Genomic DNA, 20,558 nt, shown 5'->3' with positions numbered 1-20,558 from the left:
GAGACTATTATGACTCAACACGATCAATTACATCGTTACCTGTTTGAAAACTATGCCGTGCGCGGCGAGCTGGTAACCGTTTCAGAAACGCTGGAACAAATTCTGGCTAACCATAGCTACCCGCAGCCGGTCAAAACCGTGCTGGCGGAGCTGCTGGTTGCTACCAGTCTGCTGACCGCAACGCTGAAGTTTGCCGGCGATATTACCGTGCAGCTGCAGGGTGACGGTCCCCTCTCTCTGGCGGTGATTAACGGCACTAACCAGCAGCAGCTGCGCGGCGTTGCGCGCATCCAGGGCGAGATCCCGGAAGATGCCGATCTGAAAACGCTGGTGGGTAACGGTTATCTGGTCATTACCATCTCTCCGGATGAGGGCGAGCGCTATCAGGGCGTCGTCGGTCTGGAAGGTGATACCCTGGCCGCCTGCCTGGAAGATTACTTCCAGCGCTCGGAGCAGCTGCCGACCCGCCTGATCATCCGCACCGGCGAACATGACGGAAAACCAATGGCCGGCGGCATGCTGCTGCAGGTGATGCCGGCGCAGGACGCTCAGGCCGCTGATTTCGAGCACCTGGCGACCCTGACGGAGACCATTAAGGCCGAGGAGCTTTTCACCCTGCCGGCCAACGATGTCCTGTGGCGCCTGTATCATGAAGAAGAGGTCACGGTTTACGATCCGCAGAACGTGGAGTTCAAATGTACCTGCTCCCGCGAACGCTGTGCGGGCGCGCTGAAGACCCTGCCGGATGAAGAAATTGATAGCATCCTGGCCGACGAAGGCGAAATTGATATGCACTGCGATTACTGCGGCAATCACTATCTCTTCAACGCCATGGATATTGCCGAAATCCGCAATAACGCTTCCCCGGCCGATCCCCAGCTTCACTAATCGTCCCCTCCGCCAGGCGCTTCGCCGGGGGTTTTCTCCCCCGCCGCTCCTGGCGTCAATTTTTTTACGCGCGAGATGAATCGATTCCCACTGAAAGGGTTACGTAATTTTCTTTCAGGAAAGCGATTACATTCACAGTTCGGCAGTTTTTTTAATTACTTTTTAACCATTAAGAAACATCTATCCCCACCAATAGCCAATTTCCTGAGATAATCCACCCGTTTCGTGACAGGAGTCACCGTGTTTTCCGTCAGCAAGGCGTTTGTCGAGATACGTAAATCTATGAGCCTGGTCGCGGTCTATACCCCTCAATAACCCCTACAATTTAAAGCAGTATATATTGGCTAAGGAGCAGTGACATGCGCGTTAATAATGGTTTAACCCCGCAGGATCTCAAGGCTTATGGTATCAACGACGTCCAGGATATCGTCCACAATCCCGACTACGACACATTGTATAAGGAGGAGCTCGACCCCAATCTGGAAGGGTATGAGCGTGGCGTATTAACCAATCTTGGTGCTATCGCTGTCGATACCGGTATTTTCACCGGCCGTTCGCCGAAAGATAAATATATCGTTCGTGACGATACGACCCGTGACACCGTCTGGTGGTCTGATAAGGGTAAGGGCAAGAATGACAACAAGCCGCTCTCACAGGAGACCTGGCAGCACCTGAAGGGACTGGTTACCCATCAACTCTCCGGCAAGCGTCTGTTTATCGTTGACGCCTTCTGCGGCGCCAATGCCGACACCCGCCTGAGCGTACGCTTTATTACCGAGGTGGCCTGGCAGGCGCACTTCGTCAAAAACATGTTTATCCGCCCGACGGATGAAGAGCTGGCGGTATTTGAGCCGGATTTCATCGTGATGAACGGCGCGAAATGCACCAACCCGCAGTGGCAGGAGCAGGGGCTGAACTCAGAGAACTTTGTCGCCTTCAACCTGACCGAGCGGATCCAGCTGATTGGCGGGACCTGGTACGGCGGCGAAATGAAAAAAGGGATGTTCTCGATCATGAACTACCTGCTGCCGCTGCAGGGCATCGCGTCTATGCACTGCTCGGCTAACGTCGGTGAGAAAGGCGATGTCGCCGTCTTCTTCGGCCTCTCCGGCACCGGTAAAACCACCCTTTCCACCGATCCAAAGCGTCGCCTGATTGGCGATGACGAACACGGCTGGGACGACGACGGGGTGTTTAACTTCGAAGGCGGCTGCTACGCGAAGACCATTAAGCTTTCCGAAGCCGCCGAGCCTGATATCTACCACGCCATTCGCCGCGACGCGCTGCTGGAAAACGTCGTCGTTCGCCCGGACGGCACCATTGATTTTGATGACGGCTCAAAGACCGAGAACACCCGCGTCTCCTACCCGATCAATCATATCGAAAATATTGTTAAGCCGGTCTCTAAAGCGGGCCATGCCACCAAGGTTATCTTCCTGACGGCCGATGCCTTTGGCGTACTGCCGCCGGTATCGCGCCTGACCGCCGATCAGACGCAGTACCACTTCCTCTCCGGCTTTACCGCCAAGCTCGCGGGCACCGAGCGCGGCGTGACGGAACCGACGCCGACCTTCTCCGCCTGCTTCGGTGCTGCCTTCCTGTCTCTGCACCCGACGCAGTACGCGGAGGTGCTGGTCAAGCGTATGCAGGCATCCGGCGCGCAGGCTTATCTGGTGAACACCGGCTGGAACGGCACCGGCAAGCGTATTTCGATTAAAGATACCCGCGCGATCATCGATGCGATCCTTAACGGCTCGCTGGATGACGCGGAAACCTTTACGCTGCCGATGTTCGACCTGCAGATCCCAACCGAGCTGCCGGGCGTGGATACCCATATCCTCGATCCGCGCAATACCTACGGTTCGCCGGAGCAGTGGCAGGAAAAGGCCGAGCAGCTGGCGAAGCTGTTTGTGGAAAACTTCGAGAAGTATACCGATACGCCGGCGGGCGCGGCGCTGGTTGCCGCAGGACCGAAGCGTTAAGCGTGAACGCGCGTTAAGAAAAAGCCGGGCTTTGCCCGGCTTTTTTATGCCTCACTTTATGCCTCGTTGCCCGGCTTCGCGGGCTGACAGCCAGGCGCAACGCGCTATCAGCTCTCTTTGTTCTGTCTCGCCGGCGCGAGGGCGCGATGGACGGGAATCGGCAGCCATGCCCGAATCAACAGCCCACCCCGCTCGCTGGAACCTATCTCCAGCCGACCGTTATGGTTATCGATAATACGCTGCACGATGGCCAGCCCCAGGCCGGTGCCGCTGGTACTGCGGGCGCTATCGCCGCGCACAAACGGTTGGAACAGGTGCTCGCGCTGCTCCGGCTTGATGCCAGGGCCATCGTCCTCGACCTGGAACCACGCGCTGCTTGCTTCACTGCCGCTGCTAACCTTAATCCAGCCGTTACCGTAGCGCGCGGCGTTCACCACCATATTGGCCAGCGCGCGCTTGATGGACAGAGGATGGATGCGCAGCGGGATCTCTCCGGCCTGCAGGTCGGTGGCAATTTCGCGCTCATAGCCGCTTTCCGCCGCGATAACCTCACCCAGCACCGAGTTCAGGTCCGCCAGCTCCATCGGCATCTCCTGACCTGTACGGAGATAGTCAATAAACTGCTCGATGATGGCGTTACACTCTTCGATATCTTTATTGATCGACTCGGCGAGGTAGCCGTCTTCTGCCGCCATCATCTCCGTCGCCAGGCGAATGCGCGTCAGCGGCGTGCGCAGATCGTGGCTCACGCCGGCCATCAGCAGCGTGCGGTCGTCAGCCAGCTGCTTCACGCCCGCGGCCATATGGTTGAATGCGCGGGTCACCGAGCGAACCTCGGACGCCCCGTACTCCCGCAGCGGCGGCGGAATAATGCCCCGCCCAACCTGCAGCGCCGCATGTTCAAGGTCAACCAGCGGTCGGTTCTGAATACGAATAAAGAGCCAGGCCCCGCCAATCGCCAGCAGCATAATCGCCAGGGTATAGCGGAACAGCGGCGAGAAATCACCCTGATGGATTTCCGTCAGCGGGACGCGCACCCAGATATTCGGAGAGAGCCAGGTTTTCAGCCACACCACCGGCGAGCTTTTGTTGACCTCAACCCGCACTTCGGTTGGCCCGCCGAGCTGGTGCGCCATCTGCTGGCTTAAAAACTCATAGTGCTGCGCCCAGCGCAGACCCGCATCTTCCGCCGCTTCGTTGGAGTAGAGCGAAATGCCCAGCTCCCGATAAATCTCACGACGAAAGGCCGGAGGCACCACCAGCTGGGTGCCATCCTCGAGCTGCAGCTTATCGGTCATCAGCATACGGACTTCGTAGGCCAGAACCTTATTAAACTGCTGCAGACTCGGCAGGATCGCGAAATTCAGCACCACCAGATAGGTCGTCACCAGGCTGACGAACAGCAGGGTGACGATCAGCAGCAGGGTGCGAGCAAACGAACTTCGCGGCGAAAAGCGCACGCGTTTCATGCCTTGGAGCCGTCCGGTACGAAGACGTAGCCAAGGCCCCACACGGTCTGGATATAGCGCGGATGCGCCGGGTCCTCTTCCACCATGCGGCGCAGGCGGGAGATCTGCACATCGATGGAGCGCTCCATCGCCGAGTATTCGCGGCCGCGGGCAAGGTTCATCAGCTTATCGCGGGAGAGCGGCTCGCGCGGGTGGCTCACCAGCGCCTTCAGCACCGCAAACTCACCGCTGGTCAGCGGCATAGGCTCATCTTCACGGAACATCTCGCGGGTCCCGAGGTTAAGCTTGAACTTACCAAACGCGATAACCGCCTCTTCCTGCGAAGGAGCGCCCGGCAGCTCATTCGCCTGACGGCGCAGCACCGCGCGGATACGCGCCAGCAGCTCGCGCGGGTTGAAGGGTTTGGGAATGTAGTCGTCAGCGCCGATCTCGAGGCCCACGATACGGTCAACTTCTTCCCCTTTCGCCGTCACCATAATGATCGGCATCGGGTTGCTCTGGCTACGCAGGCGACGGCAGATGGAGAGGCCATCTTCGCCAGGCAGCATTAAATCCAGCACCATCAGGTGGAAGGACTCGCGGGTCAACAGGCGATCCATCTGTTCAGCGTTGGCTACGCTTCGAACCTGGAAGCCCTGCTCGGTCAGATAACGCTCGAGCAGCGCGCGCAGGCGCATGTCGTCATCGACAACCAGAATCTTATAATTCTCTTGCATTGTTTATACTCCCAAAGGTTCACTGCAATTGTCAGTGCGTATTCTCAAAAAAGCCCGTGCCGGCCACCAGCTAAATCTGGTATATATTCCAGGCTAAATTGTTACAAAGCATATTTAACAGCAGCTTAAGTATACATTTAATCATAAGACACATTATTTATCCTGTCGGTATTATTACGCGCTACGAATTGTGCGCAGCCGCACAGAACCCTGCGCAATACCAGACAGTCAGAAGGTAGAACGATTAATGAAAACGCCGCTGATCACCCGTGAAGGGTATGAAAAACTTAAAAAAGAGATGGACTACCTGTGGCGCGAAGAGCGTCCTGAAGTCACTAAAAAAGTCACATGGGCGGCAAGCCTCGGCGACCGCAGTGAAAACGCCGACTATCAGTATAATAAAAAACGCCTGCGCGAAATTGACCGCCGGGTACGCTATTTGAGCAAATGTCTTGAGCATCTGAAGATCGTTGATTACTCCCCGCAGCAGGAGGGCAAGGTGTTCTTCGGCGCGTGGGTCGAGATTGAAAACGACAGCGGCGACCGCAAGCGCTTTCGCATCGTCGGCTACGATGAAATCTTCGGCCGCAAAGACTATATCTCGATCGACTCGCCCATGGCCCGCGCCCTGCTGAAAAAAGAGGTCGGCGACCTGGCTATCGTCCATACGCCCGCCGGCGAAGCGAGCTGGTACGTTAACGACATTGAATACGTCAAATAGGTCCTTGTGCCATCAGGCGATTCTATTTGCCGCTTTGCTCGCGGATCTCTGCCCGGAAGATTCCGAGAGACCTCCGCCGCGACTGGCATTTTGCGGTGCCAGTCCGTATAACTATCCCCTGATTTTTTGATCCAGTAGATGAAGCCAAGCCATGATGAATGATTCGCTCTGCCGCATTATTGCGGGTGAACTTCAGGCCAGGACTGAACAGGTAGAAGCTGCCGTTCGCCTGCTTGATGAAGGGAACACCGTGCCGTTTATTGCACGTTATCGTAAAGAAGTCACCGGCGGTCTGGATGACACGCAGCTGCGTAATCTGGAAACCCGCCTCGGCTATCTGCGCGAACTGGAAGACCGCCGCCAGTCGATCCTCAAATCGATCGGCGAGCAGGGTAAACTGACCGATGCGCTGGAAAAAGCCATCACCACCACCCTGAGCAAAACCGAGCTCGAAGATCTCTACCTGCCGTATAAGCCAAAGCGCCGTACCCGCGGGCAAATCGCGATCGAAGCCGGGCTCGAGCCGCTGGCGGATCTGCTGTGGAACGACCCGTCCCACGATCCGGAAGCCGAAGCCGCCAAATTTATCAATGCTGACGGCGGCGTAGCGGATACCAAGGCCGCCCTCGACGGCGCGCGCTATATCCTGATGGAGCGCTTCGCTGAAGATGCCGGACTGCTGGCAAAAGTGCGCGACTATCTGTGGAAGAACGCGCATCTGGTCGCGACCGTGGTCAGTGGGAAAGAAGAGGAAGGCGCGAAGTTCCGCGACTACTTCGATCATCATGAACCGATTTCAACCGTGCCTTCTCACCGCGCGCTGGCGATGTTCCGCGGCCGCAACGAAGGCATTCTGCAGCTGGCTCTGAATCCCGACCCGCAGTTCGACGAGCCGCCGAAAGAGAGCCACTGCGAGCAGATTATTATCAGCCATCTCGGCCTGCGCCTGAACGGCGCTCCGGCGGATAGCTGGCGTAAAGGGGTGGTGAGCTGGACCTGGCGCATCAAGGTCCTGATGCATCTCGAAACCGAGCTGATGGGCACCGTACGCGAACGTGCGGAAGATGAAGCCATTAACGTCTTTGCCCGCAACCTGCACGACCTGCTGATGGCGGCGCCTGCGGGTCTGCGCGCAACGATGGGCCTCGATCCGGGCCTGCGTACCGGCGTGAAGGTGGCGGTCGTTGACGGGACCGGCAAGCTGGTCGCCACCGACACCATTTATCCGCATACCGGCCAGGCGGCTAAAGCCGCGGTGGCGGTCGCCGGGCTGTGTCAAAAGCACAACGTTGAGCTGGTCGCTATCGGTAACGGCACCGCATCGCGCGAAACCGAACGCTTCTTCCTCGACGTGCAGCAGCAGTTCCCGAAGGTCACCGCGCAGAAGGTGATCGTCAGCGAAGCGGGGGCGTCGGTTTATTCGGCCTCCGAGCTGGCGGCGCTGGAGTTCCCGGACCTTGACGTTTCCCTGCGCGGCGCCGTCTCTATCGCCCGCCGCCTGCAGGATCCGCTGGCCGAGCTGGTGAAGATCGATCCAAAGTCTATCGGCGTCGGCCAGTACCAGCACGATGTCAGCCAGTCCCAGCTGGCGCGCAAGCTGGATGCGGTGGTTGAGGACTGCGTAAACGCCGTCGGCGTTGACCTGAATACCGCCTCCGTGCCGCTGCTCACCCGCGTCGCCGGGCTGACCCGCATGATGGCGCAGAATATCGTCGCCTGGCGCGATGAAAACGGTCAGTTCCAGAACCGCCAGCAGCTGCTGAAGGTGAGCCGCCTCGGTCCAAAAGCCTTTGAGCAGTGCGCGGGGTTCCTGCGCATCAACCACGGCGATAACCCGCTGGATGCCTCCACCGTTCACCCGGAAGCCTATCCGATCGTTGAGCGGATTCTGGCCGCCACTCAGCAGGCGCTACAAGAGCTGATGGGTAACAGCAGCGAGCTGCGCAACCTCAAGGCCAGCGAGTTCACCGATGAGAAATTCGGCGTGCCGACGGTGACCGACATCATCAAAGAGCTGGAAAAACCGGGCCGCGATCCGCGTCCGGAATTCAAAACCGCGAAGTTCGCTGATGGCGTAGAAACCATGAACGATCTGCTGCCGGGCATGGTGCTGGAAGGGGCGGTCACCAACGTCACCAACTTTGGCGCGTTTGTCGATATCGGCGTTCACCAGGATGGCCTGGTGCACATCTCATCGCTATCGAACAAGTTCGTGGAAGACCCGCATACCGTGGTCAAAGCGGGCGATATCGTCCAGGTTAAGGTGATGGAAGTTGACCTGCAGCGTAAGCGTATCGCCCTGACGATGCGCCTGGATGAGCAGCCAGGCGAGAGCAACTCGCGCCGCAGCGGCGGCGAGCGCCCGCAGGGCAATCGTCCGCCGGCAAAAGCGGCGAAGCCGCGCGGCCGTGAAGCCCAGTCGAACGGCAATAGCGCGATGATGGACGCGCTGGCAGCGGCAATGGGTAAAAAACGCTAGCCCCTCTTTGCCCCCCGCTTCGGGGGGCAATCTCCTGCCGATAAAGCAGCAATATTGCGCAAACGGCGCGCGATAAATTCCAGTAAGCTGTTAATAAATGCAGACAGAAATTCTATTTATTAAAGTTTCAATTCGTTAACTAATGAAACCTTAATTAAACATTAATTGAAATAAGTAATATTTAACTTATTTATTGCTACCGCACAGACCTTGAGTCATATCAAAAAAACAGCAAGTTTCCGCCAAAAGTCTATTATTTCGCCCGTTATGTATTGATGATAAAAACTATTCTCATTATCATTATTTGCAGTATCTATTCTTCTTCGTTGGCTATGCTCCCCGGTGCCGCCCAGCCGCTGCGCACGGTAAACTCTCGTTCAGTTAGCGATATACAAGTAGGCCCTATGCAATTCACTCCTGATAGCGCTTGGAAAATTACCGGTTTCTCTCGCGATATAAGCCCGGCTTATCGGCAGAAACTGTTATCCCTTGGCATGTTGCCTGGCTCATCTTTTAACGTGGTACGCGTGGCGCCGCTTGGCGATCCTGTGCATATCGAAACCCGGCGCGTAAGCCTGGTTTTACGTAAAAAAGATCTCGACCTAATAGAACTGGAAGCGGTTGCACAATAACGCCCGGCCCGGCAATAAGAGTCTGAAATATGAAAAAATTAACCATTGGTTTAATTGGTAATCCTAACTCCGGCAAGACCACGTTATTTAATCAGCTCACCGGCGCCCGCCAGCGCGTGGGGAACTGGGCTGGCGTTACCGTTGAGCGTAAAGAGGGAGCCTTTACCACGACGGATAATCAGGTCACCCTGGTTGATCTGCCCGGTACCTATTCGCTGACCACCATCTCCTCACAAACCTCGCTGGATGAGCAGATTGCCTGTCACTATATTCTCAGCGGCGACGCCGACCTGCTGATTAACGTCGTGGATGCATCAAACCTTGAGCGCAACCTCTACCTGACGCTCCAGCTGCTGGAGCTGGGGATCCCCTGCGTCGTTGCCCTGAACATGCTGGATATTGCCGAGAAGCAGAAAATCCGCATCGACGTCGACGCCCTCTCAGCGCGCCTTGGCTGCCCGGTTATCCCGCTGGTGTCGACCCGCGGCCGCGGTATCGAAGCCCTGAAGATGGCTATCGATCGTCATCAGGAAAACAGGGCGATTGAGCTGGTGCACTATCCGCAGCCGCTGCTGCGCGAGGCGGAAAAACTGGCGCAGGCCATGTCCAGAGAGATTCCGCAGCGCCAGCGCTGCTGGCTCGGCCTGCAGATGCTGGAAGGCGATATCTACAGCCGCGCCTATGCCGGCAACGCCGCCGATAGGCTCGATGCCGCCCTTGCGAACCTGGGCAAAGAGATTGACGATCCGGCGCTGCATATTGCCGATGCCCGCTATCAGAGCATTGCCGCCATCTGCGATGCCGTCAGCAACACGCTGACCGCCGAGCCGAGCCGATTCACCGCCGCAATGGATAAAATTATCCTCAACCGGGTGCTTGGCTTGCCCATTTTTCTGTTCGTCATGTATCTGATGTTTTTACTGGCCATCAACATCGGCGGCGCGCTGCAGCCAATATTCGATGCCGGATCGGTGGCCATCTTTATCCACGGCATTCAGTGGCTGGGCTATACCCTGCATCTCCCGGAGTGGCTGACCGTGTTCCTCGCCCAGGGGATCGGCGGCGGTATTAACACCGTGCTGCCGCTGGTGCCGCAGATCGGCATGATGTACCTGTTCCTCTCCTTCCTCGAAGACTCCGGCTATATGGCGCGCGCGGCGTTCGTGATGGACCGCCTGATGCAGGCGCTAGGCCTGCCGGGGAAATCCTTCGTGCCGCTGATTGTCGGCTTCGGCTGCAACGTGCCGTCGGTGATGGGCGCACGTACGCTGGATGCGCCGCGCGAGCGCCTGATGACTATCATGATGGCGCCGTTTATGTCCTGCGGCGCGCGGCTGGCTATCTTTGCCGTGTTCGCCGCGGCCTTCTTCGGGCAAAACGGCGCGCTGGCGGTCTTCTCGCTGTACCTGCTCGGCATCGTGATGGCAATCCTCACCGGCCTGATGCTCAAGCACACCATTATGCGCGGCGAAGCCTCGCCGTTTGTGATGGAGCTGCCGGTATATCACGTGCCGCATATCAAAAGCCTGGTCATCCAGACCTGGCAGCGCCTGAAAGGCTTCGTGCTGCGGGCGGGTAAAGTCATCGTGATCGTCAGCATCTTCCTCAGCGCGCTGAACAGCTTCTCGCTCAACGGCAAGCTGGTGGATAACATTAACGACTCGGCGCTGGCGTCGGTCAGCCGGGTCATCACCCCGCTGTTTAAGCCGATTGGCGTTCATGAAGACAACTGGCAGGCAACCGTCGGGCTGTTCACCGGTGCGATGGCCAAAGAGGTGGTGGTCGGCACGCTAAATACGCTCTATACCGCGGAAAACATTCAAAACGAAGCGTTTAATCCGCAGACCTTTAGCCTCGGCGATGAGCTGCTGGCGGCCGCGGATGAAACCTGGCAGAGCCTGAAAGACACCTTCAGCCTCAGCGTGCTGGCGAACCCGATTGAGGCCAGCAAGGGCGATGGCGAAATGGCCACCGGCGCCATGGGCGTGATGAGCAGCAAATTCGGCAATGCCGCCGCGGCGTACAGCTATCTGATTTTCGTCCTGCTCTATATTCCGTGTATTTCGGTGATGGGCGCCGTCGCCCGCGAATCGAGCCGCGGCTGGATGTCGTTCTCCATCCTGTGGGGGCTGAATATCGCATACTCGCTCTCCACGCTCTACTATCAAACCGTGAGCTTTAGCCAGCACCCGCGCTACAGCCTGGTGTGCATCCTTGCCGTCGTGCTGTTCAACGTCGTGCTCTTTGGCCTGCTCCGTCGCGCGCGCAGTCGGGTCGAGATCTCGCTGCTGGCGACGCGCAAAACGCCGTCGTCGTGCTGCCAGAGCCCGGCCGGCGATTGCCACTAAGGAGTGATGATGGCGTCGTTGATTGAAGTACGCGATATGCTGGCACTGCAGGGGCGAATGGAGGCCGCGCAGCTCAGCGCTCGCCTGCACGCGCCGCAGCCGCTGATTGACGCAATGTTGAGCCGGCTCGAAGCCATGGGTAAGGTTCAGCGGGTAGCCCAGGACCCTGAGGGCTGCCTCTCCGGCAGTTGCAAAAGCTGTCCGGAAGGAAAGGCCTGCTTATCGGACTGGTGGTCGCTGCGTTGATGGGTTGAGAAGCGGGCCGAAAGACCCGCTTAGCGAATGACTTGTCGACGCAGGTTATTTGTAGACGTCTGCGTTAGCGTGAACCGTTTTTTCGTTTTTGTTACCGGCAATCACCACGAAGTATTTACCGCCGAGCTCATCCGCCTTTTTCGACAGATCGCGCTTGGCATCCATCGGCGAGGTCGTTTTAGAGGTGGTGATGCTGCCGACCTTGGTCAGATTCATCGTCGCGACCTCGTCTTTCTGAATTTCTTTCGCTGCGAACGCGCCAAATGACAGACTTCCAATCACCAGAGATGTCAAAATACCCGTAATAAGTTTCATAGCCTCTATTCTCCATTAGGTTGTTTTTTTAGGCCGCCGAGATGAAATGAAATAATCATCTGCCGCAACAATCTAAGTATTGCTATGCCCCGGATTTTTACCACGTTCTGTTAAAAATAATTCCTCAGCCGGTTTTTCAACGCCAGCAGCGGCTGGCAGAAGTCGTGCGGATGCGAGATAAACGGCGCATGGGCCGCCTTGTCGAAGACGATGGATTCACTCTGTTCCCACATTGCATCAAGAAGAGGGACGATTTTGCGCGGCACCAGGCCGTCCAGGCGACCGTACAGCCGCAGGAACGGCATCGGCAGCGCCGCCAGCGGCTGGCGCAAATCGGCGGTTTTCAGGATTTCGAGCCCGCCGTTCAGAGCCGCTATCGACGGCATCGGGAGCGACAGAACGGTGCTTTTCAGCGCCCGGGCATCCTGGCGCGCGCTGTCGGTTCCCATCGTTTGCAGGGCCAGAAAACGCTCGACGGTGCGCTGAAAGTCATCGCTGAGCTGCTGCTGAAAACCGCTCAGCACTTCCGGCTTAATGCCCGGCCAGCCGTCGTGCGCGCTGAAGCTCGGAGAAGAGGCGACGGTAACCAGCGCCAGCACGCGCTGAGGATGCTGTAAGGCTATCTGGCTTGCCACCAGGCCCCCCAGGCTCCAGCCCAACCAGATGGCCTGCTCAGGGGCTTTTTTCAGCACCTGCTGCGCCATCTCCTCCAGCGACAGCGCGCCGAAACCGCTGCTGCGACCATAGCCCGGCAGGTCAACCACGTGCAGCGTGAAGTGCGAAGCCAGCTGCGGCGTAATGCAATCCCACACCCCGGCATTCAGCCCCCATCCGTGCAGCAGCACAAGATGACACTTCCCTTCGCCCACGGTTTGCCACCAGATGTCGTTCATCAGCTATTGTTCTCTTTTCACCAGATATCAGGGGGAAATATGCTAACAGCACACGGCTTATGCTGGCTATGCCAAATGCCGCTGGCCATTGCCAGCTGGGGATTCTGCTCCCACTGCAGCGCATCGCTGGCCACCCGTCAGCCCCGATGCCCACGCTGCGGCCTGCCCGCCGGCATCGGCAGCGTCCCCTGCGGTCGCTGCATCCAGGATCCCCCGCCGTGGCAGCGGCTGGTGGCCGTCAGCGACTACCTTCCGCCGCTCAGCGGCCTGATCCATCAGCTGAAATTTACCCGCCGCCCGGAGCTGGCCCCGGCGCTGGCTCGCCTGCTGCTGCTGCGTATCCGCCAGAGCGAAGGCCTGCCCCCGGCGGACAGGATTGTCGGCGTCCCGCTGTGGCAGCGGCGGCAATGGCGGCGAGGTTTTAACCAGAGCGATCTGCTATGTCGTCCTCTGGCCCGCTGGACGCGCGCCGCCTGGCGCAGCGACGCGCTGCGGCGCAGCCGCCCTACCGCAACTCAGCATCAGCTCACCGCGAGGTTACGCAAACGGAACCTGAAAAATGCGTTTCAGCTTGAATTGTCGGTTCGGGGTCACCATATCGCCATTGTGGATGATGTCGTCACAACCGGAAGCACCGTCGCCGAGATATCCCGCCTGCTTTTGCGAAACGGCGCCGCGACGGTTCAGGTATGGTGTATATGCCGTACCTTGTAGACCCCTGCTGATGGGCGTATAATAACCCAGTAAAATAGTCAACTATTAGGCCAACGCTATGATCCGTATTTCCGATGCTGCACAAGCGCACTTTGCCAAACTGCTGGTAAATCAGGAAGAAGGGACACAAATTCGCGTATTTGTGATTAATCCCGGCACCCCAAACGCTGAGTGCGGCGTATCCTACTGCCCACCGGATGCGGTGGAAGACACCGACACGACGCTGAAGTTTGAGCAGCTGACCGCGTACGTCGACGAACTCAGCGCGCCGTACCTGGAAGATGCCGAAATCGACTTCGTGACCGATCAGCTTGGCTCCCAGCTGACGCTGAAAGCGCCAAACGCCAAGATGCGTAAAGTCTCCGACGACGCGCCGCTGATGGAGCGCGTTGAATATATGCTGCAATCGCAGATCAACCCGCAGCTGGCCGGCCACGGTGGTCGCGTGACGCTGATGGAAATCACCGAAGACAACCTGGCGATCCTGCAGTTCGGCGGCGGCTGTAACGGCTGCTCGATGGTCGACGTGACCCTGAAAGAAGGGATCGAGAAGCAGCTGCTGAACGAATTCCCGGACCTGAAAGGCGTGCGCGATCTGACCGAGCACCAGCGCGGCGAGCACTCCTACTACTAAGCCGTCCGCTATACCGCACTCCCAGCCCGGCCGTATTTTGCTGCCGGGCCGCTCCCTCCTGACGCAACCCCTCCCGCCTTATCGTTAGTCGTACGTGCAAAAAACCCGGGAAAGAGTATGACTTAAGTCTCATATTTAAAATATTCACCGCCAGGGTGATTCTCAACCTTCATATGTTACCCGTATCATCTCTCTCAGGTTCCGCTGCTATAAAAATAGCCAGCTATCCTTTCTGATAAGAAGTGATAGTCGATTTTATGGCGCCATACAGTTTGTGTCCCCGCCCGGAGCAAACGGAACAAGATTGAAATTTTACGTTACCCATAACAAATGAAAGGCCAGGTAAATTATGCCATTAGTCATCGTTGCTATCGGGGTCGCCCTGTTATTACTGCTGATGATCCGCTTCAAAATGAACGGCTTCATTGCTTTGATTCTGGTGGCGCTCGCCGTCGGACTTATGCAGGGCATGCCTCTGGATAAAGTCATCGTATCCATCAAAAACGGCGTCGGGGGCACCCTCGGCAGCCTCGCGCTGATCATGGGCTTTGGCGCAATGCTCGGCAAGCTGCTGGCAGACTGCGGCGGCGCGCAGCGAATTGCCACCACGCTTATCGCTAAATTTGGCAAAAAGCACATTCAGTGGGCGGTCGTTCTGACCGGCTTCACCGTCGGCTTCGCGCTGTTCTATGAAGTGGGCTTCGTCCTTATGCTGCCGCTGGTGTTCACCATCGCCGCATCTGCCCGCATCCCGCTGCTGTACGTTGGCGTGCCGATGGCGGCCGCGCTCTCCGTGACCCACGGCTTCCTGCCACCGCACCCGGGCCCGACGGCGATCGCCACTATCTTCCACGCCGATATGGGTAAAACCCTGCTGTACGGTACGCTGCTGGCAATCCCGACCGTGATCCTTGCCGGTCCGGTCTTCGCCCGCTTCCTGAAAAACATCGATAAGCCGATTCCGGAAGGCCTGCACAACCCGAAGACCTTCACTGAAGAAGAGATGCCGGGCTTTGGCGTCAGCGTCTGGACCTCTCTGGTGCCGGTGGTGCTGATGGCGATGCGTGCCGTTGCCGAAATGCTGCTGCCGAAAGGCCACGCGTTCCTCAGATACGCCGAATTCTTTGGTGACCCGGTGATGGCAACGCTGATCGCCGTTCTGATTGCCCTGTTTACCTTTGGCCTCAACCGCGGCCGCTCGATGGAACAGATCAACGAAACGCTGACCTCGTCGATTAAAATCATCGCCATGATGCTGCTGATTATCGGCGGCGGCGGCGCCTTTAAGCAGGTTCTGGTTGATAGCGGCATGGATAAGTACATCGCCTCGATGATGCATGGTTCCAACATGTCTCCGCTGTTTATGGCGTGGTCCATTGCGGCGGTTCTGCGTATTGCGCTGGGTTCGGCGACCGTTGCGGCAATTACCGCGGGCGGTATTGCGGCTCCGCTGATCGCCACCACCGGCGTCAGCCCTGAGCTGATGGTTATCGCCGTCGGCTCCGGCAGCGTGATTTTCTCTCACGTCAACGACCCGGGATTCTGGCTGTTCAAGGAGTATTTCAACCTGACCATCGGTGAGACCATTAGATCGTGGTCGATGCTGGAAACGATTATCTCGGTCTGCGGCCTGGTAGGTTGTCTGCTGCTGGGAATGGTCGTGTAAGGGTCGATTAAGCATAAAAAAAGGCCGGGTATGCGTGATGCTACCCGGCCTTTTTATTTATCGTTTTGGCCGCCTCCCCGGCGACGAATGACCGCCGCCGGGGAAGCGCTAGCTCATTACGGTTTCTTCTTTGCTACCGCCCTGCGGCGCTTGTCTAAATCCTTGAGCAGCTTGTTGACCTGCGCATCGGCAAACATCTGCTCGAGCGAAGTCGACAGCTTACGCCGCCAGTTCGGATACTCGGTGCTGGTACCCGGAATGTTAACCGGCGCGGCCATCTCCAGCCAGTCCTCCGGCTGCAGGCCCAGCAGCGCGCTGTTGCTGTCGGCGATGTAGCGCTGCATTCCGCGATTGAGGGTTGAGGTCATCGTCATCAGCGACGCGTTATGCCCGGCGCGCTTAGGCAGACAGCCGTACTTATGCAGCGCATCCAGCAGCCCCTGCTTCGCCAGCTCCCGGTCCTGATATAGCCCGCGCAGCACCACTTCATCCGGATAGAGCCCGAGAGATTTGCCGAGCGTCAGGTCTCCGCTTTCCCAGTAGCCGCGCAGCGTTGGCAGGTCATGCGTTGTTGCCACAGCCATTGATTGTTCCGGATACGTCTGCGGCGCACGGAACGTTTTCTCATTGTCATTTTCAAAATAGAGCACTTTGTAGGAGTAGACGCCGCTCTTACGCAGCTTGCTGACAATTTCCACCGGCACGGTGCCCAGATCTTCACCGATCACCATGCAGCTATGGCGCTTACTCTCCAGCGCCAGAATAGAGAGCAGATCGTCTACCGGATACTGAACGTAGGCCCCGTGATCGGCGGTTTCGCCGTACGGGATCCACCACAGGCGCAGCACCGACATCACGTGGTCGATGCGCAGCGCGCCGCAGTTTTGCATATTGGCGCGCAGCAATTCGATAAACGGCTCATAGGCGCGGGCGACGATGATGTGCGGATCCATCGGCGGCAGGCCCCAGTTTTGCCCGAGCGGGCCCAGAATATCCGGCGGAGCCCCTACCGAGGCTTTCAGGCAGTAAAGCTCGCGATCGCACCAGGTCTCAGACCCGCCTTCCGCTACGCCAACCGCCAGATCGCGATAGAGGCCAATCGGCATCGCATCGCGCTGGCTGGTGTGCCAGCAGGTGGCAAACTGCGAACAGGCCAGCCACTGCAGCCAGAGGTAAAAATCCACCTCATCAGCGTGTTCAGAACAGAATGCTTTCACCTCCGGGCTGGAGATATCCTGGTACGCCTTTGGCCAGGCTGGCCAGCCCCAGCGCAGCGGATCCTGCTGGACCTGCCGCGCGTGCAGCGCATCAAACGCCGCCTGCCAGTAGAGGCTTTCCCCTTCGCGCTGAACGAACTGGCGAAACTCCGTCATCGCCTCATCGCTGCGGACAGAGAAGCCTTTCCAGGCCATGCGCAGCGCGGTCATTTTCAACGCCGTGACGGCGGTGTAGTCAACATCATCCGTCTGCCGCGCCGCCTGTAAGGCCTGCTGGGTCGCCGGCAGCTGCCACCACGCCTGCGCCTCTTTGCTCAAACGGAAATCTTCGACCGCGTTAACGTCGATATAGATAACGTTCAGCCAGCGGCGCGAAGAGGGGCTGTACGGGCTGGCGCTTTCCGGGTTGGCCGGATAGAGCGCATGAATCGGGTTGAGGCCAATAAACGCCCCGCCTCGCTGAGCGATTTCCGGCAGCATCGCGCGCAGGTCGCCGAAGTCGCCAATCCCCCAGTTTTTTTCCGAACGCAGCGTATACAGCTGCACGCAGGCGCCCCACAGCTTCTGCCCCTCTTTCAGGGCCTGCGGCTCGTAGCAGCGCACCGGGGCGACAATCGCCCGACAGTGCCAGCGGTCACCGTCCCGGGTGAGCGTCAGGGTGTGATAGCCTTCCGGCAGTTTGGTCGGCAGCGACAGCGTGTCGCCACCTTTTACCTGCCCCTGATACTGCTTCCCTTCTTCGGTGGTCAGGATCCAGTGAAACTCACCGTGCCCGGCCACCGGCAGCGACATTTTTTTGCCGTGGGTGAAAACCTGTACATTCGGCAGCGGATTAACCGCCGCCTTCGCGACGGTGGTCGTACGATGCATCGCATCAAGCAGACGCTGCTTGGTCACCGCGGCTATCGACTGCGGCTTGCCGTGCGCGTTGATGTAGCTCGGGCTGATCCCCGCCGCTAACGCGGCGTTATCAAGGCGTTTCGTCTCCATAGGCCTGTCCTTAGCGTTTTGCCTGCCAGATACGTTGCTGATAATCGCGAATTGAGCGATCGGAGCTGAACATGCCGCAGCGGGCGGTATTCAGGATCGTTGCCCGGGTCCAGGCCTCCTGGTCACGGTACAGCTCATCCACCTGCTTCTGCGCGGCCACATAGGTCGCGAAGTCAGCCAGCACCAGGTACGGGTCGCCGCCTTTGAGCAGGCTATGCAGCATCTGGTCAAACGCGTGCTTATCACCGTCGCTGTACTTACCGCTTTCCAGCTCTTTCAGCACCGCGTCCAGCAGCTTGTCTTTCTTACGCCATTTCAGCGGATCGTAGCCCTTGGCCTTCAGCGCCTTAACTTCTTCCACGGTATTACCGAAGATAAAGATGTTCTCCTCGCCCACCTGCTCGGCGATTTCAACGTTCGCACCGTCCAGCGTGCCGACGGTCAGCGCGCCGTTCAGCGCCAGCTTCATGTTGCCGGTACCGGAGGCTTCTTTACCCGCCGTCGAGATCTGTTCAGAGATATCCGCCGCCGGGATCAGCATCTCCGCGGCCGACACGCAGTAGTCCGGCAGGAAGACCACCTTCAGCTTATCGCCAACCAGCGGATCGTTGTTGACGGCCTGCGCCACCTTGTTGATAGCGAAAATGATATTCTTCGCCAGGTAGTAGCCCGGTGCCGCCTTCGCGCCGAACAGGAACACGCGCGGTACGCGGTCGGCCTGCGGGTTTTCGCGAATCTCTTTATACTGCGCCAGGATATTCAGCAGGTTGAGGTGCTGACGTTTGTACTCATGCAGGCGCTTAATCTGGATATCAAAAATCGCCTGCGGGTTAATTTCGATCCCGGTACGCGCCTTCACAAACTCGGCGAGGCGAACCTTGTTGGCCTGCTTAATCTCGCGATAGCTCTGGCGGAACGCCGCATCATCAGCGTACTTTTCCAGGTTAATCAGCTGGTCGAGATCGTTCGCCCACTCTTTTTTCAGCGATTTATCGAGCAGCGCGGCCAGGGCCGGGTTGCACTGTTTGATCCAGCGGCGCGGCGTGATGCCGTTGGTCACGTTGTGGAACTTGTTCGGCCACAGCTGGTGATATTCCGGGAACAGATCCTTCACCACCAGCTCGGAGTGCAGCGCGGCCACGCCGTTTACCGCAAAACCGCTGACCACACACATGTTCGCCATGCGAACCTGCTTGTCATGCACCACCGCCAGCCTGGCCCATACCTGCTCGTCGCCGGGCCAGGTTTTCTCCACCAGCGTCTTAAAGCGGGCGTTAATCTCTTTGATAATCTGCATATGGCGCGGCAGCAGCGCTTTGACCAGCTTCTCGTCCCAGCACTCCAGCGCTTCAGGCATCAGCGTGTGGTTGGTGTAGGCGAAAGTTTTACTGGTGATTGCCCACGCGTCGTCCCAGCTCAGCTGGTGCTCGTCGATCAGCACCCGCAGCAGTTCAGGGATCGCAATCGTCGGGTGGGTGTCGTTCAGCTGGATCACTTCATAATCCGCCAGCTCGGCCAGCTTACGGCCCGCCAGGTGATGGCGACGCAGAATATCGGCAACCGAGCAGGCGCACTGGAAGTACTGCTGCATCAGGCGCAGCTTTTTCCCGGCCTGGTGGTTGTCGTTCGGATAGAGCACCTTGGTCAGCTTTTCCGCGTCGATGCCCTGCTGCTCGGCGCGCAGGAAATCGCCGTCGTTAAATTTGGTCAGGTTGAACGGATGCGCGTGCTTAGCCTGCCACAGGCGCAGCGGCTGCGCGACGTTGTTGCGATAGCCCAGCACCGGCAGATCCCAGGCTTCACCGGTAATCACGAACGCCGGCTCCCAAAGTCCGTTTTTCGAGACCTTGCCGCCTAGCCCGACCTGCACGTCGAGCTGCTCGTTGTGGCGGAACCACGGATAGCTGCTGCGTCCCCAGTCATCCGGCGCTTCCGCCTGCTGGCCGTCGTCGAAAGACTGACGGAACAGGCCGTACTGATAGTTCAGGCCATAGCCGGTTGCCGACTGGCCAACGGTGGCCATCGAATCCAGGAAGCACGCCGCCAGGCGACCCAGACCGCCGTTACCCAGGCCCGGATCGATCTCCTCTTCCAGCAGGTCAGTCAGGTGAACGTCATGCGCCTTCAGCTCATCGCTCACCCCTTGATACCAGCCAAGGTTAAGCAGGTTGTTGCCGGTCAGACGGCCGATTAAAAACTCCATCGAAATGTAGTTAACGTGGCGCTGACCTTCCGCAGGCCTGGCCGCCGGTTGAGCAGCCAGCAGCTCGGCTAACGCGCCGCTCACGGCACGCCACCACTGACGCTGGGTCATCTCAGAAGCGGACTGTAGGCCAAAATGCTGCCACTGACGCGTCAGTGCAGCCTGAAACCGATCTTTGTTAAAAGAAGTCTGTGACATAAGAAATCCGGGTCCTTTACTAAAACGTTAGCGTTAGTGTGCCGACCTCCCGGGGTAACGTCCTCATCCCGGCAGGGATTAGGCAGGGAGGAGTAGCAGGGATGAGCGAAAAGTGTGATCGCGGCCACTATAACGTTAGCCTCCCACCAAAAAGATGCTGCAAAATTCACCGCTTCGAAACAATATATCGTTCAATTACCGCGCTAACAGATTTGTTACAGGCCAATACCGCACGGAT

Annotated in this window: 16 protein-coding genes; 10 read left to right on the top strand and 6 right to left on the bottom strand. The window is 58.2% G+C overall.

The features are described 5' to 3' along the window. The first annotated feature begins 9 nt into the window (after positions 1-9). Both hslO and pckA read left to right on the top strand, forming a co-directional pair. The gene (hslO, locus tag M2416_RS23540; protein WP_076946149.1) at positions 10-888 is read left to right on the top strand and encodes an Hsp33 family molecular chaperone HslO; all 879 of its coding nucleotides are present in this window, start codon (positions 10-12) and stop codon (positions 886-888) included. Between the two features lie 359 nt (positions 889-1,247). Further along, a complete protein-coding gene (gene pckA / locus M2416_RS23535) occupies positions 1,248-2,870 on the top strand; it encodes a phosphoenolpyruvate carboxykinase (ATP) (RefSeq protein WP_041143013.1) in 1,623 nt (540 codons plus the stop codon). 107 nt (positions 2,871-2,977) lie between these two features. On the opposite strand, the gene envZ is transcribed toward pckA, so the two are convergent. Beyond that, on the bottom strand, positions 2,978-4,339 hold the full coding sequence (gene envZ / locus M2416_RS23530; protein WP_041143014.1) for a two-component system sensor histidine kinase EnvZ: 1,362 nt from the start codon (positions 4,337-4,339) through the stop codon (positions 2,978-2,980). Then, positions 4,336-5,055: an osmolarity response regulator transcription factor OmpR gene (gene ompR / locus M2416_RS23525; protein ID WP_001157751.1), complete on the bottom strand. Its 720-nt coding sequence runs from the start codon at positions 5,053-5,055 to the stop codon at positions 4,336-4,338. Before ompR ends, envZ begins: the two co-directional genes overlap by 4 nt. A gap of 247 nt (positions 5,056-5,302) precedes the next feature. Between ompR and greB the strand changes: the two genes are divergently transcribed. The 5 genes from greB to feoC all read left to right on the top strand — a co-directional run bounded on the left by greB (position 5,303) and on the right by feoC (position 11,481). Further along, positions 5,303-5,776, top strand: a complete 474-nt coding sequence (gene greB, locus M2416_RS23520; protein WP_259227158.1) for a transcription elongation factor GreB — start codon at positions 5,303-5,305, stop codon at positions 5,774-5,776. 151 nt (positions 5,777-5,927) lie between these two features. Then, positions 5,928-8,255, top strand: a complete 2,328-nt coding sequence (locus tag M2416_RS23515) for a Tex family protein (protein WP_076946150.1) — start codon at positions 5,928-5,930, stop codon at positions 8,253-8,255. A 404-nt stretch (positions 8,256-8,659) separates the two neighbouring features. Continuing rightward, entirely contained in the window at positions 8,660-8,887 is a 228-nt protein-coding gene (gene feoA, locus M2416_RS23510) for a ferrous iron transporter A (RefSeq protein WP_004868486.1), read from the top strand. A 29-nt stretch (positions 8,888-8,916) separates the two neighbouring features. Then, positions 8,917-11,235, top strand: coding sequence for a Fe(2+) transporter permease subunit FeoB (feoB, locus tag M2416_RS23505; RefSeq protein WP_259227154.1), 2,319 nt, complete (start codon positions 8,917-8,919; stop codon positions 11,233-11,235). A 9-nt stretch (positions 11,236-11,244) separates the two neighbouring features. Next, positions 11,245-11,481 carry a [Fe-S]-dependent transcriptional repressor FeoC gene (gene feoC / locus M2416_RS23500; RefSeq protein WP_259227153.1) on the top strand — a complete coding sequence of 79 codons (237 nt, stop codon included), beginning with the start codon at positions 11,245-11,247 and terminating at the stop codon, positions 11,479-11,481. Positions 11,482-11,535: 54 nt separating this feature from the next. Here the strand turns inward: feoC and M2416_RS23495 are convergent, their stop codons facing one another. Together M2416_RS23495 and bioH are read right to left on the bottom strand one after the other, a co-directional pair. After that, complete coding sequence (locus M2416_RS23495) at positions 11,536-11,805, bottom strand: YdgH/BhsA/McbA-like domain containing protein (protein ID WP_041143019.1); 270 nt, start codon at positions 11,803-11,805, stop codon at positions 11,536-11,538. Between the two features lie 110 nt (positions 11,806-11,915). Beyond that, positions 11,916-12,698 carry a pimeloyl-ACP methyl ester esterase BioH gene (gene bioH / locus M2416_RS23490; RefSeq protein WP_076946152.1) on the bottom strand — a complete coding sequence of 261 codons (783 nt, stop codon included), beginning with the start codon at positions 12,696-12,698 and terminating at the stop codon, positions 11,916-11,918. Between the two features lie 39 nt (positions 12,699-12,737). Here bioH and gntX point away from each other — a divergent pair, with 39 nt between their 5' ends. The 3 genes from gntX to gntT all read left to right on the top strand — a co-directional run bounded on the left by gntX (position 12,738) and on the right by gntT (position 15,712). Next, on the top strand, positions 12,738-13,412 hold the full coding sequence (gntX, locus tag M2416_RS23485; RefSeq protein WP_259227149.1) for a DNA utilization protein GntX: 675 nt from the start codon (positions 12,738-12,740) through the stop codon (positions 13,410-13,412). A gap of 58 nt (positions 13,413-13,470) precedes the next feature. Next, positions 13,471-14,046 (top strand): Fe-S biogenesis protein NfuA, encoded by a 576-nt coding sequence (gene nfuA, locus M2416_RS23480; protein WP_045854024.1) that lies wholly within the window; start codon positions 13,471-13,473, stop codon positions 14,044-14,046. A gap of 349 nt (positions 14,047-14,395) precedes the next feature. Then, positions 14,396-15,712 carry a gluconate transporter gene (gene gntT, locus M2416_RS23475; RefSeq protein ID WP_259227146.1) on the top strand — a complete coding sequence of 439 codons (1,317 nt, stop codon included), beginning with the start codon at positions 14,396-14,398 and terminating at the stop codon, positions 15,710-15,712. Positions 15,713-15,828: 116 nt separating this feature from the next. Here the strand turns inward: gntT and malQ are convergent, their stop codons facing one another. Together malQ and malP are read right to left on the bottom strand one after the other, a co-directional pair. Next, entirely contained in the window at positions 15,829-17,919 is a 2,091-nt protein-coding gene (malQ, locus tag M2416_RS23470; RefSeq protein WP_259227145.1) for a 4-alpha-glucanotransferase, read from the bottom strand. A 10-nt stretch (positions 17,920-17,929) separates the two neighbouring features. Then, positions 17,930-20,320, bottom strand: a complete 2,391-nt coding sequence (gene malP, locus M2416_RS23465) for a maltodextrin phosphorylase (protein ID WP_259227143.1) — start codon at positions 20,318-20,320, stop codon at positions 17,930-17,932. Positions 20,321-20,558 lie beyond the last annotated feature (238 nt).

This window comes from Klebsiella sp. BIGb0132 (assembly GCF_024810075.1).
Classification (GTDB): Bacteria; Pseudomonadota; Gammaproteobacteria; order Enterobacterales; family Enterobacteriaceae; genus Klebsiella; species Klebsiella terrigena.
Note: the sequence above shows the minus strand (reverse complement) of the source record. Positions and strands in the feature narration are given on the sequence as shown.

Bases quoted from the DNA above. Each gene is read 5' to 3' on its own strand.
- hslO (WP_076946149.1), top strand. From the start codon at position 10: ATGACTCAACACGATCAATTACATCGTTACCTGTTTGAAAACTATGCC.
- pckA (WP_041143013.1), top strand. From the start codon at position 1,248: ATGCGCGTTAATAATGGTTTAACCCCGCAGGATCTCAAGGCTTATGGT.
- envZ (WP_041143014.1), bottom strand. From the start codon at position 4,339: ATGAAACGCGTGCGCTTTTCGCCGCGAAGTTCGTTTGCTCGCACCCTG.
- ompR (WP_001157751.1), bottom strand. From the start codon at position 5,055: ATGCAAGAGAATTATAAGATTCTGGTTGTCGATGACGACATGCGCCTG.
- greB (WP_259227158.1), top strand. From the start codon at position 5,303: ATGAAAACGCCGCTGATCACCCGTGAAGGGTATGAAAAACTTAAAAAA.
- M2416_RS23515 (WP_076946150.1), top strand. From the start codon at position 5,928: ATGATGAATGATTCGCTCTGCCGCATTATTGCGGGTGAACTTCAGGCC.
- feoA (WP_004868486.1), top strand. From the start codon at position 8,660: ATGCAATTCACTCCTGATAGCGCTTGGAAAATTACCGGTTTCTCTCGC.
- feoB (WP_259227154.1), top strand. From the start codon at position 8,917: ATGAAAAAATTAACCATTGGTTTAATTGGTAATCCTAACTCCGGCAAG.
- feoC (WP_259227153.1), top strand. From the start codon at position 11,245: ATGGCGTCGTTGATTGAAGTACGCGATATGCTGGCACTGCAGGGGCGA.
- M2416_RS23495 (WP_041143019.1), bottom strand. From the start codon at position 11,805: ATGAAACTTATTACGGGTATTTTGACATCTCTGGTGATTGGAAGTCTG.
- bioH (WP_076946152.1), bottom strand. From the start codon at position 12,698: ATGAACGACATCTGGTGGCAAACCGTGGGCGAAGGGAAGTGTCATCTT.
- gntX (WP_259227149.1), top strand. From the start codon at position 12,738: ATGCTAACAGCACACGGCTTATGCTGGCTATGCCAAATGCCGCTGGCC.
- nfuA (WP_045854024.1), top strand. From the start codon at position 13,471: ATGATCCGTATTTCCGATGCTGCACAAGCGCACTTTGCCAAACTGCTG.
- gntT (WP_259227146.1), top strand. From the start codon at position 14,396: ATGCCATTAGTCATCGTTGCTATCGGGGTCGCCCTGTTATTACTGCTG.
- malQ (WP_259227145.1), bottom strand. From the start codon at position 17,919: ATGGAGACGAAACGCCTTGATAACGCCGCGTTAGCGGCGGGGATCAGC.
- malP (WP_259227143.1), bottom strand. From the start codon at position 20,320: ATGTCACAGACTTCTTTTAACAAAGATCGGTTTCAGGCTGCACTGACG.